The organism is Rhizobium hidalgonense, assembly GCF_002914525.1.
Taxonomy (GTDB): Bacteria; Pseudomonadota; Alphaproteobacteria; order Rhizobiales; family Rhizobiaceae; genus Rhizobium; species Rhizobium hidalgonense.
The window spans coordinates 22869-41252 of the sequence record NZ_LODW01000070.1 but is presented as its reverse complement, the minus strand read 5'-3'; the positions used below and the strand labels follow the sequence as shown (position 1 = coordinate 41252).

At 62.0% G+C, this 18384-nt stretch carries 18 protein-coding genes; 4 read left to right on the top strand and 14 right to left on the bottom strand.

The window, feature by feature from the left end; translation table 11 throughout:
* Nucleotides 1-25: 25 nt before the first annotated feature.
* On the bottom strand, nt 26-898 hold the full coding sequence (locus tag ATY29_RS22475; RefSeq protein ID WP_003566699.1) for a methylated-DNA--[protein]-cysteine S-methyltransferase: 873 nt from the start codon (nt 896-898) through the stop codon (nt 26-28).
* A 73-nt stretch (nt 899-971) separates the two neighbouring features.
* On the bottom strand, nt 972-1469 hold the full coding sequence (locus ATY29_RS22470; protein WP_097533111.1) for a DUF2244 domain-containing protein: 498 nt from the start codon (nt 1467-1469) through the stop codon (nt 972-974).
* Between ATY29_RS22470 and nth the strand changes: the two genes are divergently transcribed.
* The gene (gene nth / locus ATY29_RS22465) at nt 1468-2274 is read left to right on the top strand and encodes an endonuclease III (RefSeq protein ID WP_025417096.1); all 807 of its coding nucleotides are present in this window, start codon (nt 1468-1470) and stop codon (nt 2272-2274) included. The genes ATY29_RS22470 and nth overlap by 2 nt on opposite strands.
* Here the strand turns inward: nth and ATY29_RS22460 are convergent.
* Complete coding sequence (locus ATY29_RS22460; RefSeq protein WP_025417097.1) at nt 2239-2817, bottom strand: TetR/AcrR family transcriptional regulator; 579 nt, start codon at nt 2815-2817, stop codon at nt 2239-2241. The genes nth and ATY29_RS22460 overlap by 36 nt on opposite strands.
* A gap of 83 nt (nt 2818-2900) precedes the next feature.
* On the opposite strand from ATY29_RS22460, the gene ATY29_RS22455 reads away from it, so the two are divergent.
* The gene (locus tag ATY29_RS22455; RefSeq protein ID WP_097533110.1) at nt 2901-3326 is read left to right on the top strand and encodes a VOC family protein; all 426 of its coding nucleotides are present in this window, start codon (nt 2901-2903) and stop codon (nt 3324-3326) included.
* Between the two features lie 3 nt (nt 3327-3329).
* Here ATY29_RS22455 and ATY29_RS22450 read toward each other — a convergent pair whose 3' ends face one another.
* The gene (locus ATY29_RS22450; RefSeq protein WP_025417099.1) at nt 3330-4043 is read right to left on the bottom strand and encodes a sulfate transporter family protein; all 714 of its coding nucleotides are present in this window, start codon (nt 4041-4043) and stop codon (nt 3330-3332) included.
* A gap of 234 nt (nt 4044-4277) precedes the next feature.
* Here ATY29_RS22450 and ATY29_RS22445 point away from each other — a divergent pair, with 234 nt between their 5' ends.
* Nucleotides 4278-5132: a MurR/RpiR family transcriptional regulator gene (locus ATY29_RS22445; protein ID WP_003566711.1), complete on the top strand. Its 855-nt coding sequence runs from the start codon at nt 4278-4280 to the stop codon at nt 5130-5132.
* Nucleotides 5133-5136: 4 nt separating this feature from the next.
* Here the strand turns inward: ATY29_RS22445 and ATY29_RS22440 are convergent, their stop codons facing one another.
* The 9 genes from ATY29_RS22440 to ATY29_RS22400 all read right to left on the bottom strand — a co-directional run bounded on the left by ATY29_RS22440 (nt 5137) and on the right by ATY29_RS22400 (nt 15048).
* Nucleotides 5137-6720: an FGGY-family carbohydrate kinase gene (locus tag ATY29_RS22440; RefSeq protein WP_025417100.1), complete on the bottom strand. Its 1584-nt coding sequence runs from the start codon at nt 6718-6720 to the stop codon at nt 5137-5139.
* Nucleotides 6720-7409, bottom strand: coding sequence for an HAD family hydrolase (locus ATY29_RS22435; RefSeq protein ID WP_025417101.1), 690 nt, complete (start codon nt 7407-7409; stop codon nt 6720-6722). The genes ATY29_RS22440 and ATY29_RS22435 overlap by 1 nt, the downstream gene beginning before the upstream one ends.
* Before the next feature lie 96 nt (nt 7410-7505).
* Nucleotides 7506-8987: a mannitol dehydrogenase family protein gene (locus tag ATY29_RS22430; protein ID WP_025417102.1), complete on the bottom strand. Its 1482-nt coding sequence runs from the start codon at nt 8985-8987 to the stop codon at nt 7506-7508.
* Between the two features lie 83 nt (nt 8988-9070).
* Nucleotides 9071-10069, bottom strand: coding sequence for an ABC transporter ATP-binding protein (locus ATY29_RS22425; protein WP_003566720.1), 999 nt, complete (start codon nt 10067-10069; stop codon nt 9071-9073).
* 17 nt (nt 10070-10086) lie between these two features.
* Entirely contained in the window at nt 10087-10917 is an 831-nt protein-coding gene (locus ATY29_RS22420; protein WP_003566726.1) for a carbohydrate ABC transporter permease, read from the bottom strand.
* A gap of 1 nt (nt 10918) precedes the next feature.
* The gene (locus ATY29_RS22415; protein ID WP_097533109.1) at nt 10919-11791 is read right to left on the bottom strand and encodes a carbohydrate ABC transporter permease; all 873 of its coding nucleotides are present in this window, start codon (nt 11789-11791) and stop codon (nt 10919-10921) included.
* Between the two features lie 137 nt (nt 11792-11928).
* On the bottom strand, nt 11929-13239 hold the full coding sequence (locus ATY29_RS22410; protein WP_097533108.1) for an ABC transporter substrate-binding protein: 1311 nt from the start codon (nt 13237-13239) through the stop codon (nt 11929-11931).
* A gap of 144 nt (nt 13240-13383) precedes the next feature.
* A complete protein-coding gene (locus ATY29_RS22405) occupies nt 13384-14334 on the bottom strand; it encodes a sugar-binding transcriptional regulator (protein WP_097533107.1) in 951 nt (316 codons plus the stop codon).
* 135 nt (nt 14335-14469) lie between these two features.
* Nucleotides 14470-15048: an exopolysaccharide biosynthesis protein gene (locus tag ATY29_RS22400; protein WP_193550370.1), complete on the bottom strand. Its 579-nt coding sequence runs from the start codon at nt 15046-15048 to the stop codon at nt 14470-14472.
* Nucleotides 15049-15384: 336 nt separating this feature from the next.
* On the opposite strand from ATY29_RS22400, the gene ATY29_RS22395 reads away from it, so the two are divergent.
* Complete coding sequence (locus ATY29_RS22395) at nt 15385-16308, top strand: ROK family protein (RefSeq protein ID WP_097533105.1); 924 nt, start codon at nt 15385-15387, stop codon at nt 16306-16308.
* On the opposite strand, the gene ATY29_RS22390 is transcribed toward ATY29_RS22395, so the two are convergent.
* A complete protein-coding gene (locus ATY29_RS22390) occupies nt 16298-18208 on the bottom strand; it encodes a beta-N-acetylhexosaminidase (protein ID WP_097533104.1) in 1911 nt (636 codons plus the stop codon). The two genes, ATY29_RS22395 and ATY29_RS22390, sit on opposite strands and share 11 nt — an antisense overlap.
* Nucleotides 18209-18384: the final 176 nt, after the last annotated feature.

Genomic DNA, 18384 nt, shown 5'->3' with positions numbered 1-18384 from the left:
CGGTAAGCGACGAACGATCCGCCGCTCAGGCATGCGCCGATTCCCAACCGAGCATCGCCCGCTTGCGGGTGAGGCCCCAGTGATATCCCGTCAAAGCGCCATTCTTGCCGAGCGCGCGATGGCAGGGCACGACGAAGGAGATCGGGTTTGCCCCGACCGCCGCCCCCACGGCGCGCTGCGCCGTCGGCCGGCCGATATCGTTGGCGATATCGGAATAGGTGACGGCCTTGCCGAACGGGATCTTCATGAGGCTCTGCCAGACGCGCACCTGAAAATCGGTGCCGATCAGCACGACGCGCAGCGGCTGCTCGGAAGACCATCTGCCGGGCTCGAAGATTCGGGCGGCGTAGGGAACCGTCGCCTGCAGATCCTCGATATAACAGGCATTCGGCCAGCGGCAGGTCATGTCTTCGAGGCAGGCCCGCTCGTCGCCGGAATCGCTGAAGGCAAGGCCGGCAAGGCCGCGGTCGGTCACCATGATTAGCGCGATACCGAAGGGGCAGATGTGGAAGCCGTAACGGATGGTGAGGCCACCGCCCTTGGCCTTCCACTCGCCGGGTGACATCGCCTCATGGGTGACGAAGAGATCATGCAGCCGGCTCGGCCCGGACAGGCCGACCTCGATCGAGGTCTCCAGTAACGGCATATCTTCCTTGCGCAGCAGCCGCTTGGCGTGATCGAGCGTCACCGCCTGCAGGAAGCCCTTGGGCGACAGGCCGGCCCAGCGGGTGAAGGTCTTCTGCAGCTGGGTCGGCGACTGGTTGAGCCGCGCGGCGATCACCTCCAGCGAAGGCTGGTCGCGGTAATCCTCGGTGATCAGTTCGATCACCCGGCGCACAATGTCATAATCAGGGCCGTCAGGCGTGATGTCTTTTTGCAGGTTCGCAATCATATTCATCGTCTTTCTCCTTGTCGTAAGGAGATAATCAATAGGCTGTTCGCAAACCACCCGTTTCTTGCGCACCTGTAGTTCAGATACGCTGCTTGACCGTGGCGAGCGCGCCCTTGAAGGCTTTGGCGAAGCTTTCACGATCGTCGGGGTTGAGGAAGGAACCGATATCGGTGCGGCGGCCCTCGCCGAAGATCTGCATGGAAAGGATGCCGATCTCCTGGTGCCGGCGGATGAGGAAGCGCGCCCAGTATGGGTTGAAGTGATGCTCCACCATTCGTCCCGATGGCGCAAACTTGCGCACCGACACATCGGTGCGCGACACCGTGACCTCCTCGCGCGCCCGTCCTGAGCGGTAGCTCAGCCAGAAGGCGCCATAGAGAAGCAGGAAATCCAGCCCGAAGAAGAAACCGATCGGCCAGGCGCCGGTCGCGATGAAGAACGTGCCGTAGAGAAAGCAGAGGGAACCGGACAGGATAAGCAGCACCCTGAAACCCCGGCGGCCGAGCGACCGGTGGGGGAGGAGTTCGGCAGCGAAAACAGGCTGCTCGTTGAAGCTGTCGGCGTTGCTTTCCATCATGGCTGCTGAGTATAGATTCACCATGGCGAATCCGAAACTCAAATCCGTTGGCAAACCGTCGCAAAACTCGAATGTGATCGCCCGCCGCAAACCGGCGGCGGCGGTGAAGACCGCCTATTCGCCGGCCGAGCGCGAGGAGATCTTCCGCCGCTTCTCGGTGCAGCGGCCCGAACCGAGGGGCGAACTCGAGCATAGCAATCCCTTCACCCTGGTTGTCGCGGTCGCACTGTCGGCGCAGGCGACCGATGTCGGCGTCAACAAGGCGACCCGCGCGCTCTTCAAGGTTGCCGATACGCCGGAAAAGATGCTCGATCTCGGCGAGGAGCGGCTGCGCGATCATATCAAGACGATCGGCCTCTATCGCAACAAGGCGAAAAACGTCATCGCGCTCGCGCAGATGCTGGTCGACGATTTCGCCGGCAAGGTGCCGGAGACGCGAGAGGAGCTGGTAAAATTGCCGGGTGTCGGCCGCAAGACCGCCAATGTCGTGCTGTCCATGGCCTTCGGCCAAGCGACGATGGCCGTCGACACCCATATCTTCCGCATCGCCAATCGCATCCGGCTTGCCCCCGGCAAGACGCCCGACGAGGTCGAGGCGCGGTTGATGAAGGTGATCCCGAAACATTACCTCTATCACGCCCATCACTGGCTGATCCTGCACGGGCGTTATACCTGCAAGGCGCGCCGCCCGGAATGCGAGCGCTGCGTCATCGCCGATCTCTGCAAGTCGCCGGAGAAGAGTTGGGATGTGCCGGCGCCGCTCGTCGAGCTACCGCCGCAGGTGATCGGCGAGGCCGTCGAGTAAGGTTGTTATCGCCTGCTCGTAATCCCGCCGCTCTCCGCCCGCTTCGATCGCGATCGCGGCACGGTCGAAAGCCGCCGACAGCAGCGATGTCAGCGGGCCGAGCAGCGTTCCCGCCCCAGGCACAAGCGCCGCCAGTCCTGCACGCAAGGTCGCCTCCGCATTCTCGGCATCCATTGCCGCAGTCGCCGGCAAGCCGAGAACCGCGGGCGCTTCCATCAGCAAAAGCCGGGTTCGCCCGGGCTCAGCCATTGCGCTGAAATAGGCCGAAGCGCCGGCAATCAGCGCAGCGCGCGGCCCATCCCCAGGCGCCGAAGACGCCTCGATTGCCTTAGCCGCCTCTTGCATCTCGCACGCGATCACCGCGCGAAAAAGCGCCTTCTTGTCTTCAAAATGATGATAGAGCGCGCCTCGGGTCACCCCTGCCGCCGCGACGATCTCCGGCGTTGCCGTTTCGGCATAACCTTTGCCGACAAAGAAGCGCCGGCCGGCGTCGATCAGCGCTTGCCTCGTCTGTTCCGTTCTCTCGCGATTGCTGCGGCCCATGGGGTCTATTTACATACAAACCGCATGTATGTTAATAGGCAAAAACATACATCCTGTATGTAAATTTAGCAAAGGAGCAAGGCATGAGATCGACCAGCTACTATCCGGTGATCATGACGGACGATGTTCCGGGTACCGCCGCCTTCTACATCAGCCACTTCGGCTTCAGCGCACTTTTTGAAAACGACTGGTACGTTCACCTGCAATCGGCAGAGGCCGAGCATGTCGCGCTCGCCATCCTCGACAGCAGCCACGAGACCATTCCTGCGGTCGCGCGCACCAACGCTCGCGGCCTATTGCTCAATTTCGAGGTCGAAGATGTCGACGGTGTCTACGTTGCCTGCCGCAACGCCGGCCTACCGATTTTGCGGGAGATCCGCGACGAGGATTTCGGCCAGCGGCATTTCATCACCGCCGATCCGAACGGCGTGCTGATCGACATCATCAAGCCGATACCGCCGAGCGCGGACTTCGCAGCGATGTACGACGCCTCCGCCCTGCCCGGTTGAGCCTCAGGCTCGCAAACCAGTGTCTCGCGCGGAAATCAGCTTGTGCAAATGCACCATCATGCCGGCGGCAAACAGCGGCGTGAGAAGATTGACGAACGGGATCGCCAGAAACATCGCGATCACCAGCCCGCCGAGGAACACGGTGGATGCGTGTTTGGCGCGGAAGAGCCGCGCCTCCTCCGGCGAACGAAACCGCATGGCGGCGAATTCGAAAAATTCCCGTCCAAGCAGATAGCCGTTCACCAGAAAGAAGGCGATCAGATTGACGCCGGGGATGAACAGCAGCAGCAAGGCAACGATATTGCCGAGGATCACCACGCCGAGGAACTTGATCGAGCTTGCCATCGCCGGACCGAGCGGCATGGCGGTACCCGCTGCGTCCTTGGGATAATCGCGTTTTTCGATGACATCGGCGACATCGTCGAGAAACAGGCCGGCGATCAGCGCCGTGACCGGCGAAAGCAGCAATGCCAGCATCAGCGCAAGGCCGATGCCGGCGAGAATTGCAAATACCAGGGCGAGCCACCCCGCCCAATCCGGCACATCGGGAACGAAGCTGGTGAGCCAGGGAAAGAGGAAAGCCATGAAGGCCCCGCGCAGCGCGAACCACAGGCCGACCAGCACGAGGATTGTCAGGCCGAGCACTTTCCAGAAGACTGCGCGTGTTTCCGGCGCAAACAAATTGGTGAGCGATAGTCGAGCGGCGTCAAGGATCATGTCTCAGGCGTCTCCGGTTGCGCGGAAGATGTAGGAAAGATGGAGACTACCCACAAGAGAGAATAAAATTGCATGTGGTAATAGAAAACTTGTCGAAAATTAAATGCTAATATAGTATTGTCGCCTATCAAATATGCATGAGCCTGAGAAGCAGCTTCCGAAATAGTTGCAAAGACGAGGGGTCGCAACAGCGCGTCCACGGAACGCCTCTGAGGAAAAACGGGGGAGGCTGATGTGGAAGACTTTGTGCAAAAGCTCAGGCAATACGCAAAAACCGGCACACCGGCCGAACGCCGTATCGCGAAATATTTCACCGAACACCTGAACGACCTGCCGTTTGAGACAGCGGCATCCGTCGCCGACCGGCTGGATCTGTCGCCGATGACCGTCGGGCGCTTCCTGCGCGCGCTCGGTTATCAGGGATTGGACAGTGTCAAAGTGGAGATTCGCGAGACCGTGACGACATCGCCGGCGCAATTGCAAAGCGCCATGAGCGAACTGCATCAGGACGCCGCCGAGGGCAAACCGCTCGCCGTGCTGGTTGCCGAACAGATCCAGGCGCTCCACCATATCTATCATCTGACGGCGCAGCCGCATTGGTCCGAAGCCGTCAGTCTGATCAGCACCGCCCGCGAAGTGTCGATCGCCACGCATGCCCGGCTCGCAAGCCTTGCCCATCATTTCTGTCAGCGGCTGACGCAAGCCCGTGACGGCGTGCGCACACTCGACGGCGCCGACAACCGTTTTGCCGAACTCTTCGCCCGGCTGGCCGTCGACGATGCGCTGCTCGTCATCATCGATTGTCGCCGCTTCGCCAAGGCGCGCCTGCTTGCCCGAACCGCCCGGCGCTACGGCTACAAGGTCGTGCTCATTTCACCGCAGCAAGCAGACTGGATGGCCGACCAGTCGAATGTCATGCTGCCCTTGCCGCCCGCGCGCGCCCCCGATCTCGACAATCTTCCGCCGCTGATCGCGCTACTCGATTGTCTCGCGGAATCCGTCATCCTCCAAGTCGGGGAAGAGGCAGCCCTTCGCCGCCGTCGCATGCTGGAATTTGCGACCGTTCTTGGCGAAACGGCGAACCACTGAGCCGTCACGGCATTGTTTCCAACTCGGCGCGGTGCCGGTGCATGGCGAGAAGACGGCGGTAGTCGCGGTCATAGAGCGTCTGTTTTGCCTTGTCGGGAAGCCGTTCATCGCCGCCAGGATACATCGCCTCGCCGGCCGCCGCCAGGTCCCCGTGCAAGCCGCAGGCGACGGATGCGGCGATCGCCGTGCCGAGCAGCACCGCCTCGTTCATCTTCGGCACCACGACCTTGCAGCCGGTGGCATCGCTGTAGAGCTCCATCAGCACCGGGTTCTTTACATGCCCGCCGGCAATATGCAGCGTATCGGGCACGTAGCCGTATTCCTTCATCATTTCCAGGATATGGCGGATGCCGAGCGCAATCGCCACGGAGGTGCGCCAGTAAAGCGCGCAGAGGCCATCGAAGGACGTATCGAGGCTCAGACCGCTGACGACGCCGACGGCGTGTGGATCGGCGAGCGGCGAGCGATTGCCATGGAAATCCGGCAGCACGAAAATGCGCGCCCCGAAGCCCTCGCCCTCCTCGGCCCGCAACTCGGCAATGCGAGCGACGATCCTTTGATGCAGTGCTGCCGTCGGCTCGCCGCCGGCGGCATGCATGCGCACGATGTGGTCGAGCAGCGCGCCGGTCGCCGATTGCCCCGCCTCCACCAGCCAGGATTGGGGAAAGACCGCCTCATAATAGGGGCCCCACATGCCATGGCTCGGCTGCCGTTGCCTGGAGAAGGTAACAATACAGCTTGACGTGCCGGCGATCAGCGCCAGCTGGTGCTCGCGCTTTGCAGGATCGGCGGCATAACCGCCGAGTGCGCCGAGCGCGCCGGCATAGGCGTCGATCATCCCGGCCGAGACATGGCAGTCCGTTGTCAGCCCCAGCGCCGCCGCCGCCTCCGGCGTCAGCCGACCGACGCTGCCTCCGACCGGCACGGTCTCATCCGGCAGCTGGCCGCGCGCCTGAAGGTCCTCGAGACCGATCCGCTCCAGGAAATCCTGCTGCCAGCCCTTTTCGAGATGGGCGAGATAGTGCCATTTCGCCGTCAGCGTGCAGCGCGATCGGGCAGGCGATCCGGTCGATTTCCACGTCATGAAATCGGCGAGATCGAAGAAGTAACCGGCCTTTTCCCATGTCGAGGGCAGCTTCTTCTTCAGCCACATCAGCTTCGGCATCTCCATTTCGGGCGACATGACATGCCCGGAATGTTCGAGCACGGGGTGCTCCGTCGCCGTGCAGAAATCGGCTTCCTTCAGCGCCCGGTGATCGAGCCAGACGATCGTGTCGAACCGCCTCTCGCCGCCGGTTGAAACGCTGAGCTGCCGGCCCTCGACATCGCGCACGACAAGCGAACAGGTGGCGTCGAAGCCGATCGCCCCGACCGAGGCGGCGGCAATCCCTGATTGCTCCATCGCCCTGCGCACTGCCATGCAGGCAGCCGACCAGATGTCTTCGGAATCGTGCTCGGCGTGGTTTTCGCGCGGTCGGTTCATCACGATCGGGTGTTCGGCCTTGGCAAGCAGACGGCCGCTGATATCGAAGACGCCGGCGCGCGCGCTGCCGGTGCCGACATCCACCGCAACCACATGATCACGCATCAAATCTTGGTCCCATCCAGCTTATGGTTGCGGACAAGGTGTATCAATTCAGGCATGGCGTCAAACACCACATCAGGCGAAAGCCGGTCGAGTTCGGCGCGATAGCCGGCGAAGTTGGCATGCGATCCGCCGGTGAAGGCGAAGACCGTCATACCTGCCGCCTTGGCGGCGGCAATGCCGGCCGGACTGTCCTCGACGACAATGCAATGAGCAGGCTCCACCTGCATTGCACGCGACGCATGCAGGAAAAGATCGGGCGCCGGTTTGCCGCGCTTGACCATCGTCGCGCTGAAGATGTCGGGCAGTTTATCGAGAAGTCCGGTAACAGACAGCGACAGCCTGATTCGCTCCAACTGGCTGGAAGAGGCAACGCAGCAGGGAATGCCGAGCCGGTCGATCGTCGAGGCGATACCGTCGATCGGCTTCAGTTCGGTGCGAAAACGGGCATAGAGATCGGTACGGATGCGCTCGAGGAATTCCTCATCGGCATGGACGTTGAATACGGTTTCCAGCGTATCGATGAGCGTCGACAGGCTGCGACCGAGAAAGCGCTCATAGGCCTGGTCCTCGGTGATCGAAACGCCGAGATCGTTCATCGCCTCGACCAGCACGCTGATCGAGATCGGCTCGCTGTCGACGAGCACGCCGTCGCAATCGAAGATGATCAGCCGTGGTTCAGCATCAGCCATGGAGGACCCAATCTGAGTTCAATTTCGGACGCACGACCGTCCCGCTTCCACGCAAGGCCGGACGGATGGCGGCAACGATGCCACCATCCGGATTGCCTACACTGCGAGCTTGCCGTCGAGATAGAGCTGCAGCGTCTCCCGCGTGCCTTTATCCCACAGAGTTTTGAGAGCATGGGCGAAACGCTTGCGGAAAAGTTCGGATTTCGCCACCTCGCCGAAAATATCGTCGAAGGCGAGGAAGGCCGACGGATCGTCCTTGGCCTTCAGTGCCGCCGCATGCAGGCGCTCGGCGCTGGCGTCGTTGAAGACGATATCCTGGCCGCTGTCGGTTTTGCCGGCGAAATAGCGGCACCAGAGCGCCGAGACCAGCGACAGGCCGACGACATCCCGGCCCTGGCGGAGATTGTCGAGTGTCGACGGCAGGATGAATTTCGGCTGACGGTTCGATCCGTCCTGCGCCAGCCGCGGAATGGTATCGGCAATCTTCGGGTTGAGCAGGCGATGTTCGATCAGCGCGAAATAATCCATCAGCGACGTATTCGGTACCGGCGGCACGATCGGGATGATCTCGTCTTTCTCGAGCTTGGCGAGGAAGGCGCGGATCAGCGGATCTTCCATGGAATCATGGACGAAATGAATGTCCATCAGCGCCGCCGGATAGGCGATCGCCGCATGCCCGCCGTTGAGGATGCGGATCTTCATATGCTCGTAAGGCGTGACATCAGGCACGAAGGTCACGCCGACCTTTTCCAGCGCCGGCCGTCCGGCGGTGAACTTGTCCTCGAGCACCCACTGCTTGAATTCCTCGCAATAAACAGGCCAATTGTCCTCGATCTCAAAATTGTCCCTGAGGAAATCGATCTCCCGCTGGCCGGTTGCCGGCGTAATGCGGTCGACCATCGCATTCGGGAAGGCGACATTCGCCCGGATCCACGCGGCAAAGCCGGGATCCGACAGTGCGGCCGTGCCGACCACGGCATTGGCGGTGACGATGCCGTTATGGGGAATGTTGTCGCAGGACATGACGGTGAAAGGACCGATACCCCTGGCCTTGCGCGCCTTCAGCCCGGCGACGATCAGACCGAACACCGTCTTCGGCGCGTCGGGATTCTGCGCGTCGGCAGCAATCGCCGGATGGGCCGGGTTGAACGTGCCTGATGCATCGATGAAATAGCCGCCCTCGGTAATCGTCATCGAGACGATGCGGATTTCGGGATCGGCGAGCCTGGCGATGATCGCGGCGGGATCGCCGACCGGCAGGATGTCGATCATCGGCGCGGTGACGCGCGCTGCCGTCCTGTTGTTGTCCTGCTCGACCACCGTCGTCAGGAAATCCTGTGCCGCGAGCTTCTCGCGCATGGCGGCATCCGACGGCAGCACCCCGGCGCCGACGATCGCCCAGTCATGATCCGTGCCCGCGTTGAAAAGATCATCGAGATAGATCGCCTGGTGGGCGCGGTGAAAATTGCCGACGCCGAAGTGCACGATGCCGGCTTTCAACGACGCCCGATCATATCCAGGGATGGCGGCAGTGCGCGCCGCGTCGGAAAGCGTTGCCAGCGATAGTTTGCACGTCATGTTTCAGTCCCCTTGAAGGTCTTGCCGAAACGGCCGGGCGCCATCGCCCGGCTCGTATGCCTGCCCCCAACCGGCGGCCTGCCTCAGATGGCAAGGCCGCCCTCGTTGAATTTGTGAATACGCGAACGGTCCGGCGTCAGATAGACCGTATCGCCCGCCTTGGCGGCAAAATCGCCGCTGCCGCGCGCCGTCACCATGCCGATCTCCCCGGCATCGATATGCAGAAAGGTGTCGGAGCCGAGATGTTCGGCGACCACCACCCTGCCCTTCCAGTCGCCACTCTCCATCGACAGCAGCATATGTTCGGGACGGATGCCGATCGTATGCGCGCCGAGCTGAGCCGCATTCTGGCCTTTGATGAAATTCATCTTCGGCGAACCGATGAAGCCGGCGACGAACAGATTGCGTGGGCGGCTGTAAAGCTCGAGCGGCGAGCCGACCTGTTCGATATTGCCCCTGTTCAAGACGACGATCTTATCGGCCATGGTCATTGCCTCGACCTGGTCGTGGGTGACGTAGACCATCGTCGTCTTCAGCTGCTGGTGCAACTCGCTGATTTCGAGGCGCATGTTGACGCGCAGCGCCGCATCGAGGTTCGACAACGGCTCGTCGAACAGAAAGGCCGAAGGCTGGCGCACGATGGCGCGGCCGATTGCGACGCGCTGGCGCTGGCCGCCGGAAAGCTGGCGCGGCTTGCGCTCCAGGTAGTCGGTGAGATTGAGCACCCGGGCCGCATCCGTCACCTTGCGGTCGATCTCCGCCTTGTCCATGTTCGCCATCTTCAGCGGGAAGGCGATGTTGTTGCGCACGCTCATATGCGGATAGAGCGCATAGGACTGGAACACCATGGCAAGGCCGCGCTCCGACGGCGCCTTTTCCGTGGCGTCGCGGCCGTCGATGACGATCTTGCCGCCGGAGACGTCCTCGAGGCCGGCGATCAATCGCAGCAGGGTGGACTTGCCGCAGCCTGATGGGCCGACGAAGACGACGAACTCACCGTCCTGGATGTCGAGATCGATCGAAGGGATGACCTTGGCTTCGCCGAAGACCTTGGAAACCTTCTGAAGGGTAATGCTGCCCATGTTTGTCTCCCTTTATCTTATTTCACAGCGCCGAAGGTCAGGCCGCGGACGAGTTGTTTTTGGCTGAACCAGCCGAGGATCAGGATCGGCGCGATGGCCATGGTCGATGCCGCCGAGAGCTTGGCATAGAACAGGCCCTCCGGGCTGGAATAGGATGCGATGAAGGCCGTCAGCGGCGCTGCCTTGGAGGCGGTGAGATTGAGCGTCCAGAATGCCTCGTTCCAGGCAAGGATGATGTTCAGAAGCAGCGTCGACGCAATGCCCGGCACCGCCATCGGCGTCAGCACGTAGACGATCTCCTTCATCAGCGACGCCCCGTCCATGCGGGCTGCTTCGAGGATTTCGCCGGGAATTTCCTTGAAATAGGTATAGAGCATCCAGATGATGATCGGCAGGTTGATCAACGTCAGCACGACCACCAGGCCGGTGCGCGTGTCGAGCAGGCCCGAATTGCGGAACAGCAGATAGATCGGGATCAGCGCGCCCACAGGCGGCATCATCTTGGTCGACAGCATCCACATCAGCACGTCCTTGGTCCGCTTGGTCGGCGAAAACGCCATCGCCCAGGCGGCCGGAATGGCGATGATCAGGCCGATCAGCGTCGAGCCGAAGGAAATGATCACCGAGTTCATGAAGTGGCTGAGATAGTTCGACCGGCTCTGCACTTCCGCGTAGTTCTCCGTCGTCCAGTGGAAGAACAGAAACTGCGGCGGCGAGGCGATGGCGTCGGCTTCCGACTTGAAGCTCGTCAGGAAGGTCCAAAGGATCGGGAAGAAGATCAGGATGCCGAGCGCCCAAGCGATCGCGGTGACGATGACCTTGCGCCGGGTTGTGACTTTTCTGGCCATCTCAAGCCTCCAGATTCTTGCCGACGAGGCGGACGAGGAAGATCGCGACGATGTTGGCAAGCACGACCGCCACGATGCCGCCCGCCGAAGCGCCGCCGATATCGAACTGCAGCAGTGCCTGGGCATAGACGAGATAGGTGAGGTTGGTGCTGTCGGTGCCCGGCCCGCCATTGGTGGTGACGAGGATTTCGGCAAAGACCGAAAGCAGGAAGATCGTCTGGATCAGGATCACCACCGTGATGGCGCGCGCCATGTGCGGCAGGATGATGTAGATGAATTTCGAGATCGGCCCGGCGCCGTCCATTTCGGCCGCCTCCTTCTGCTCCTCATCGAGAGACTGCAGCGCGGTCAGCAGGATAAGGGTGGCAAAGGGCAGCCACTGCCAAGCGACGATGAGAATGACGGAGAACAGCGGCGCATTCGCCAGCCAGTCGATCGGCTGCAGGCCGAGCGCCTTGGCAATATGCGCAAAGAGGCCGTTGACCGGATTCATGAACATGTTCTTCCACACCAGCGCTGCCACGGTCGGCATGACGAAGAACGGCGCGATCACCAGGATGCGCACGATGCCTTGGCCATACATCGGCTGGTCGAGCAGCAACGCAAAGGCGATACCACCGATGACGGTGATCAGGAGCACGCCGGCAACGAGCAGCAGCGTATTGATCAGCGCCGCGAAGAAGGCCGGATCGGACAGGAAATATTCGTAATTCAGAAAGCCGACGAAGCTTTCCATGCCGGGATTAAGCAGATTGTAATTCAGCGTCGAGAAATAGATCGTCATCGCGAGTGGGACGATCATCCATGCAAAGAGGAGCAGCACGGAGGGCGCAATCATCAGGCGCGCTGCGGAGCGGGTATGCAAGGTTGCCATGGCAATCACCGATCTGATCTGAAGCGGGGAGCGGCCGCAGGAAAGCTTTGTCTGAAAAGCGGCCGCCGATGCAGTTCGGGCATCGGCGGCCCAGAGGGGCGGATTGTCAAGGATCCGCCTCTTGGCTCAGGAGGTTATTACTTAATATAGCCGGCTTTGGTCATTTCACGCGTCGCCAGCTGCTGGGCGCTCTTCAGGGCCTGGTCGACCGAAATCTGGCCGGCAAGGGCTGCCGAGAACTGCTGCCCCACCGCCGTGCCGATGCCCTGGAATTCCGGGATCGCCACGAACTGGACGCCGACATAGGGGACCGGCTTGACGGTCGGCTTGGTCGGATCGGCCGAGTTGATCGAGTCGAGCGTCATCTTGGCGAAGGGGGCAGCCTTCTGGTAGTCCGCGTTCGCATAGAGCGACGTGCGGGTGCCGGGAGGTGCGTTCAGCCAGCCTTCCTTTTCAGCGACGAGGTTGGTGTAGTCCTTGCTCGTGGCCCAGGCGACGAACTTCTCGGCGGCTTCGACCTTCTGCGAGCCTGCCGGAATGGCGAGGTTCCAGGCCCAGAGCCAGTTGCCGCGCTTGCCGAGGCCCTTGTCCGGGGCGAGCGCGAAGCCGACCTTGTCGGCGACCTGCGACTGCTTCGGGTCGGAGACGAAGGAGGCGGCAACCGTTGCGTCGATCCACATGCCGCACTTGCCGGTCTGGAAGAGCGCCAGGTTTTCGTTGAAGCCGTTGGACGAGGCGCCCGGAGGGCCGGCATCCTTCATCAGCTTGACGTAGAAGTCGAGCGTGTCCTTCCACTCGGGCTGATCGAACTGCGGCTTCCACTTTTCATCGAACCAGCGGGCGCCGAATGAATTGGACATGGCCGTCAGGAAGGCCATGTTCTCGCCCCAACCGGCCTTGCCACGCAGGCAGATGCCGTAGATTTCCTTGTCCTTGTTGGTGATCTTGCGGGCAGCATCCGCAACGAAGTCCCAGGTCGGGGCGTCGGGCATCTTCAGGCCAGCGGCGTCGAACAGGTCCTTGCGGTACATGACCATCGAGCTTTCACCGTAGAACGGCGCCGCATAGAGCTTCCCGTCCGTGGTCAAGCCGCTACGGATTGCCGGCAGCAGGTCGTCGGCATCGTAGTTGGCGCCGAGATTGTCGAGGGGCAGCAGCCAGCCCTGCTTTGACCAGATCGGAACTTCGTAAGTGCCGATCGTCAGAACGTCGTATTGGCCGCCCTTGGTCGCGATGTCGGTCGTAACCTTCTGGCGCAGCACGTTTTCTTCGAGAGTTACCCATTCAAGGTCGATGCCGGGATTCTTCGCCTTGAAATCATCCGTCAGCTTCTGCATCCGGATCATGTCGCCGTTGTTCACGGTTGCGATTGTCAGCGTCTCGGCCGAAGCCATGCCGGCAAACGCCAGCGCTGAGCAGGCGCCCAGCAGAAAAGTTCTCAATGTCATATCTTCCTCCCAGAAGATGGGTGTGAGCATTCGCTTCGCTCGTGAGCAATTACTCAACAAACAATGAAGAATGTCAATCGGCAATCGTTGCTGCGGTGCCGAAGGAAGCAGATAACCAATTGATTCAAAGCAAGAATTTTTTGCTCAATTCCTGAGCAAAAACTCAGCTGTCTCTTCGTCGGTAATCAACGCATTGATTTGCCGGCCGACAACGGCGGCCCGGATCGCCTTGAACTTGCGCTTGCCCTTAGCCAGCCCGATGACCATCGACGCGTCGCGCGATGGGATCGGCGCCGAGGCGACGCGCTCGTTGATCGGGTTGTCGAGCAATCTGCCGTCGACGTCGAAAATCCAGCCGCAGATCTCGCCGACGGCGCCGCCGCGCATCAGCTCCATCATCTCGTCCTTCTCGAGGAAACCGTCGACGCAGAGCGGCCCGTCGATGCCGAGCTCGCCGATGCCGACGAAAGTGACGTCGGCCTGCGCGCTCATATCGAGCGTCGAGCGCACCAGCTGCTGGCCATGCAGCAGCTCCCGCTCTTCCGCCGAGGTGACAAGCACCGGCAGCGGCATCGGATAGTGCCGCGCCTTGACCGCATCGGCCATGCTGAAGATGACGTTGTAATAGGCGGCCGATCCGTCCGGGGCGATATTGCCGGTCAGTGAAACGATGCGGTGATTGGGACATTCGATCGCCGGAAGCTGGTCGACGGCCGCCTTCAGCGTACGGCCGGTGCCGACGGCAAGCACGATCGGCTCGGCCCGTTTCAGCCACCGCTCAATCTCCGCCGCGGCCGCCTCGGCAATACCGACGGTCGCCGACGATCCGGAATCGCTCGGCACCACCTCGACATGTTTCAGCCCGAATTTCCGCCGCAGCTGATTGGCGAGCTCAAGGCAGGCGGCGATCGGATGATCGAGCCGCACCTTGATCAGACGCTCGGCAACCGCCAGCGATACCAGCCGTTGCGCCGATTGCCGCGAGATACCCATCGCGGCGGCGATTTCATCCTGCGTGCGCCCGGCGACGTAATAGAGCCAGCCGGCACGTGCCGCATCGTCGAGGCGTGCCGCGGTCTCGGATCTTTTTGCCATTCAATGCCTACCACGCAAAGTGAGCCGGCGTGCCGCCGCCGAACATGATTTGAAACTGTATCGCGCCAGATCAAAACAAAATTCCGGCAAATGTCGAGCCTGTTGAAAAGAGCTCCGCCAAATAACCGACGTTACTCAGGCAAACCATTGCATGACGAGATAGATCGCCGCCTTCACCAGCCCGTAAATCACGCCGCCGGCAATGACCAGCGACACGGCCGTCATGATGAAGCCGATCAGCGCGAAGAGCCCGTCGCGGCCCAATATGCCGAAAGCGAAGACCGAGATCGTGATCGCCGGCAGCATATTGCCGAGCGGAACCGGCAGCAGCAGCACGATCGACAGCAGCAGGCATGCCGCCCCGGCAAGATATTCCGCCGGCGGCTCGGCGAAGATCGCCAGCCTCGGCTTCAGCATGCGCTCGGCCCAGGCGAGCCGGCGGTGGATACGGCCGACAATGGTTTCGAAATCCTCCCGCCGCATCGAACGGTCGGCAATCACCTTCGGCAGCCAGGGTTTCAGCCCGAAGGTCAGCTGTGCTGCCAGAAAGATCAACGGCGCGCCGAGCACTGCCGAAGTCCCGGGCGGCGTGGGAAAAGCGTTCGGCAGCGCGAAGATCAGCATCAGCGCGCTGATCGCCCTGTCGCCCATCGTCTGGAACAGGTCGCCGATCGAAATCCGCTCCCGGCTCCGGTCGGCGGCCAGCTGCCGCAGGATGGATGAAAGGCGACGGCCTTTGGGACGTGGCGGACGGGGTCTTCTGCGTCTGTGGGAATCGGCGTTTTCGATGGTCATTGATCCGGGAAATGATGCAAGTGTAGGGCCGAATTTTGGCGATGCAATATGCCAATTGAATGACTTGCGGGGTTAGAAATCACGGCAGGGGCGGCGATCGTTGTCCGCCTCCACCTCGCGCACCATGATGCCCTCTGCCCTGCCGGGCAGAGGGGGAGGACGCGGCATAGCCAAGCCCGATGCTAAACGAAACGCTTGTAATTCCCACCCAACAGTGCGAGCAGACGCCGAAGTCCAGAAAAACGGCAGAGTGCAATGATCATTTCATTCGACATCGGCGGCTCCGCCATCAAGGGCGGCATCGCCCGCTCTGAGACAGATATCGCCGCCCTCGGCCGCCGTCCGACGCCTCGGGATGATTTTGCCGCTTTCGTCGCCACCTTGCGCGCCATCATCGCCGAGACTGGCGAACAGCCGAGCCGTATTGCGCTCTCCATCGCCGGCGTCGTCGATCCCGATACGCAGCGCCTGATATGCGCCAATATCCCCTGCATCCACGACCGCACGCTAGCGGCCGACCTCGAAGCCGAACTCGGGCTTCCAGTGCTGATCGCCAACGACGCCGACTGTTTCGCGATGGCCGAAGCCGGCCTTGGCGCCGGCCGCGGCCATCGCATCGTCTTCGGCGCCATCCTCGGCACCGGTGTCGGCGGCGGCCTGGTTGCCGACGGGCGCCTCGTCAATGAGGCCGGCGGCTTTGCCGGCGAATGGGGCCACGGGCCGATCATCGCATTGGCGGCCGGCAACCCACCTGCCGCCATTCCCGCCTATGCCTGCGGCTGCGGCCAGAAGGGCTGCGTCGATACCGTCGGCGGCGCCCGCGGCCTGGAACGCCTGCACAAAACGCTGCATGATCTCGACCTTTCGAGCGAAGAGATCATCGCTCAATGGCAACTCGGCGAGGAGAAGGCGACACGGACGATCGACGTCTATATCGATCTCGTCGCCTCGCCGCTGGCCCTGACGATCAACATCACAGGCGCCACCATCGTCCCGGTCGGCGGCGGGCTGTCCAACGTCGAGCCGCTGCTTGCCCAACTCGATCATGCGGTGCGCGCCCGTACCCTGCGCAAATTCGACCGCCCGCTGGTGGTGCGCAGCGAATGCCGCATCGAACCCGGCCTGATCGGCGCCGCCCTGCTCGGGCTGAAAGTGGAAGCGTTGCTCCCTAAAGCATAGGCCACATCCGCACAATCGCCGCGAACCGGTCCCAATCCTTGCGCTCCAACGGCGTCCACGCGGCTTCGGCGACGGCCGGAAGGCGCGGGAAGACCAGTCGGTTGAAATAGGCGCGAGAGAGGAAGTTTTCAGTCCAGATACAGGCCTGGATGCCGCGCATCTTCTCCCGCAGCCCATCCGGCAATTCGCCCTCGGCCTCATAAGCGTAACTATGTTCCGGCGGCGCATGGCCCGCCCAGCTGGCACCGGGCTCATCCCAGGCTTCAGCCTGCGCCATGTCGAGATAATAGGCCTGTCCCGGGGTCATCACCACGTCGTAGCCTTGCTGCGCCAGCTCGATGCCGACGGCGGGCTTTTCCCAGGCCATCAGCAACGTGCCGTCGCGATCGACGCCGCCGCCAAGCGACGCCTCGTTCCAGCCGGCGAGCCTCCTGCCGCGCTCCGACAGCAGCGCCTTGACCCGCTTCAGGAAATAGGATTGCAGGTCGGCCATACCGGCGAGCCTCTCCCGCTCCATCAATGCCTTGCAGAGCGGCGAGGAAAGCCAGGCGCCATTCGCCACCTCGTCACCGCCAATATGGATATAGTCACCGGGAAACAGCGCCACCATCTCGTCGAAGACCTTGCCGAGAAATTCATAGGTGAATTCGACCGCCGGGTTGAGGGCATTGTTGGGATAACCCTGTACCGCACGATAGCTGTCCGGCGCCTCCTGGCCGTCGACGAGTGCGGGCAGCGAGAGAAGAGTCGCTGTGCTGTGGCCGGGAACGTCGATTTCGGGCACCACCTCGACACCAAGCGAAGCGGCATGCGCAACGATCCGCCTGACATCCTCCTGCGTGTAATGGCCGGAGCGCGGGTCGGCCCCGTCGCCGAGCTGCGGCACGAGCACCTCATCCGGACCGCGCCGCGCGCCGATCTCCGTCAGTGCGGGATAGGCCTTGATCTCCAGTCGCCAGGCTTCGTCGTCGGTCAGATGCCAATGAAAGATATTGAGCTTGTTCCAGGCAAGAATATCGATCAGCCGCATGACGTCGGCCACCGGATAGAACTGTCTGGCCACATCGAGATGGCAGCCGCGCCAGTCATAACGCGGCTGGTCGGCGATCGTGCCGAAATTGGGGAATTTGAAGTTCTCCCGATCGGCGCGCGCGCCGTGCATGAGCTGTGCCAGGCTGATCAGTCCATAGTGCCGACCCGCCGCATCCGCAGAGGAGAGCACGATCTCATGCGCGGTAAAGCGCAATTCGTAGGCAGACTCAGCGATTGACGATTCGGTAACGAAACGAATAGCGCGCCCGCCTTCGACAGCACTCAGCGAAAACGGCACCTTGTCGGCAGGATAGAGCCGCTGGTAAAGCGCGAGCACCAGGGAAAACGCCTTGATCGCATTGGGCCGCGTCTTCCCCGTGGGATAGAGGACGACCGGCAGCTCTCCCGCTTTCAACGCGAGCGCCAACGGCCAGGGCAGCAGCGAATACGGCTCCTGGACCCGGCCCGGCGGCAGAAGTGGCGGCGCCACACCGCCATCCCGGCCTTCGAGCATCAGGCCGCCGAAGTCGACGGGAACGTGACGGCCGTCGGCAAGCGTCAGATAGGCGGATTTAACGCCAGCAGTGACATGTTTCGGCTCTCTGCTCAGCCCCTCGACCGCGAACCGCCAGTGCCCGCCCGGCGGAACGCTCAGCCCCTCGGACGGCAGGAATTCATGGAAATGCGCGACCTGCCGCTTGAGGCTGCCGCCGTCGCAGACGTGTTTGTCGGCAACCCGCGTCTCCGACGTATAGGCGAGCGAGAAGCCGGACAGCGGCTCGGCCGAAAGATTGAAGAGCGTGACGGTCAAGCGCCCGAAACCGCCTTCGACCGGGCGCCAGCTTGTTTCCAGACGATAATCGGCCATGGTCGCGCCCTCTCCCCGTCAACGAGCAGCAGCGATCGCGGCTGCTGTCCCGGCATGCTCCCGCAAGTTTAGCTCTTTCGAGAGGTCAAGGGAATCAGCGCGAACACGGACGAAGCGGCCGCAATGAGAATCCGCTGCAAGACTTTAGAGAGGAACCAGTGGCCCGAAAGGAAAAC

Excerpts from the sequence above, each read along its gene's own strand:
- ATY29_RS22475 (WP_003566699.1), bottom strand. The coding sequence starts at position 898 with ATGAATATGATTGCGAACCTGCAAAAAGACATCACGCCTGACGGCCCT.
- nth (WP_025417096.1), top strand. The coding sequence starts at position 1,468 with ATGGCTGCTGAGTATAGATTCACCATGGCGAATCCGAAACTCAAATCC.
- ATY29_RS22470 (WP_097533111.1), bottom strand. The coding sequence starts at position 1,469 with ATGATGGAAAGCAACGCCGACAGCTTCAACGAGCAGCCTGTTTTCGCT.
- ATY29_RS22460 (WP_025417097.1), bottom strand. The coding sequence starts at position 2,817 with ATGGGCCGCAGCAATCGCGAGAGAACGGAACAGACGAGGCAAGCGCTG.
- ATY29_RS22455 (WP_097533110.1), top strand. The coding sequence starts at position 2,901 with ATGAGATCGACCAGCTACTATCCGGTGATCATGACGGACGATGTTCCG.
- ATY29_RS22450 (WP_025417099.1), bottom strand. The coding sequence starts at position 4,043 with ATGATCCTTGACGCCGCTCGACTATCGCTCACCAATTTGTTTGCGCCG.
- ATY29_RS22440 (WP_025417100.1), bottom strand. The coding sequence starts at position 6,720 with ATGCGTGATCATGTGGTTGCGGTGGATGTCGGCACCGGCAGCGCGCGC.
- ATY29_RS22435 (WP_025417101.1), bottom strand. The coding sequence starts at position 7,409 with ATGGCTGATGCTGAACCACGGCTGATCATCTTCGATTGCGACGGCGTG.
- ATY29_RS22430 (WP_025417102.1), bottom strand. The coding sequence starts at position 8,987 with ATGACGTGCAAACTATCGCTGGCAACGCTTTCCGACGCGGCGCGCACT.
- ATY29_RS22425 (WP_003566720.1), bottom strand. The coding sequence starts at position 10,069 with ATGGGCAGCATTACCCTTCAGAAGGTTTCCAAGGTCTTCGGCGAAGCC.
- ATY29_RS22420 (WP_003566726.1), bottom strand. The coding sequence starts at position 10,917 with ATGGCCAGAAAAGTCACAACCCGGCGCAAGGTCATCGTCACCGCGATC.
- ATY29_RS22415 (WP_097533109.1), bottom strand. The coding sequence starts at position 11,791 with ATGGCAACCTTGCATACCCGCTCCGCAGCGCGCCTGATGATTGCGCCC.
- ATY29_RS22410 (WP_097533108.1), bottom strand. The coding sequence starts at position 13,239 with ATGACATTGAGAACTTTTCTGCTGGGCGCCTGCTCAGCGCTGGCGTTT.
- ATY29_RS22405 (WP_097533107.1), bottom strand. The coding sequence starts at position 14,334 with ATGGCAAAAAGATCCGAGACCGCGGCACGCCTCGACGATGCGGCACGT.
- ATY29_RS22395 (WP_097533105.1), top strand. The coding sequence starts at position 15,385 with ATGATCATTTCATTCGACATCGGCGGCTCCGCCATCAAGGGCGGCATC.
- ATY29_RS22390 (WP_097533104.1), bottom strand. The coding sequence starts at position 18,208 with ATGGCCGATTATCGTCTGGAAACAAGCTGGCGCCCGGTCGAAGGCGGT.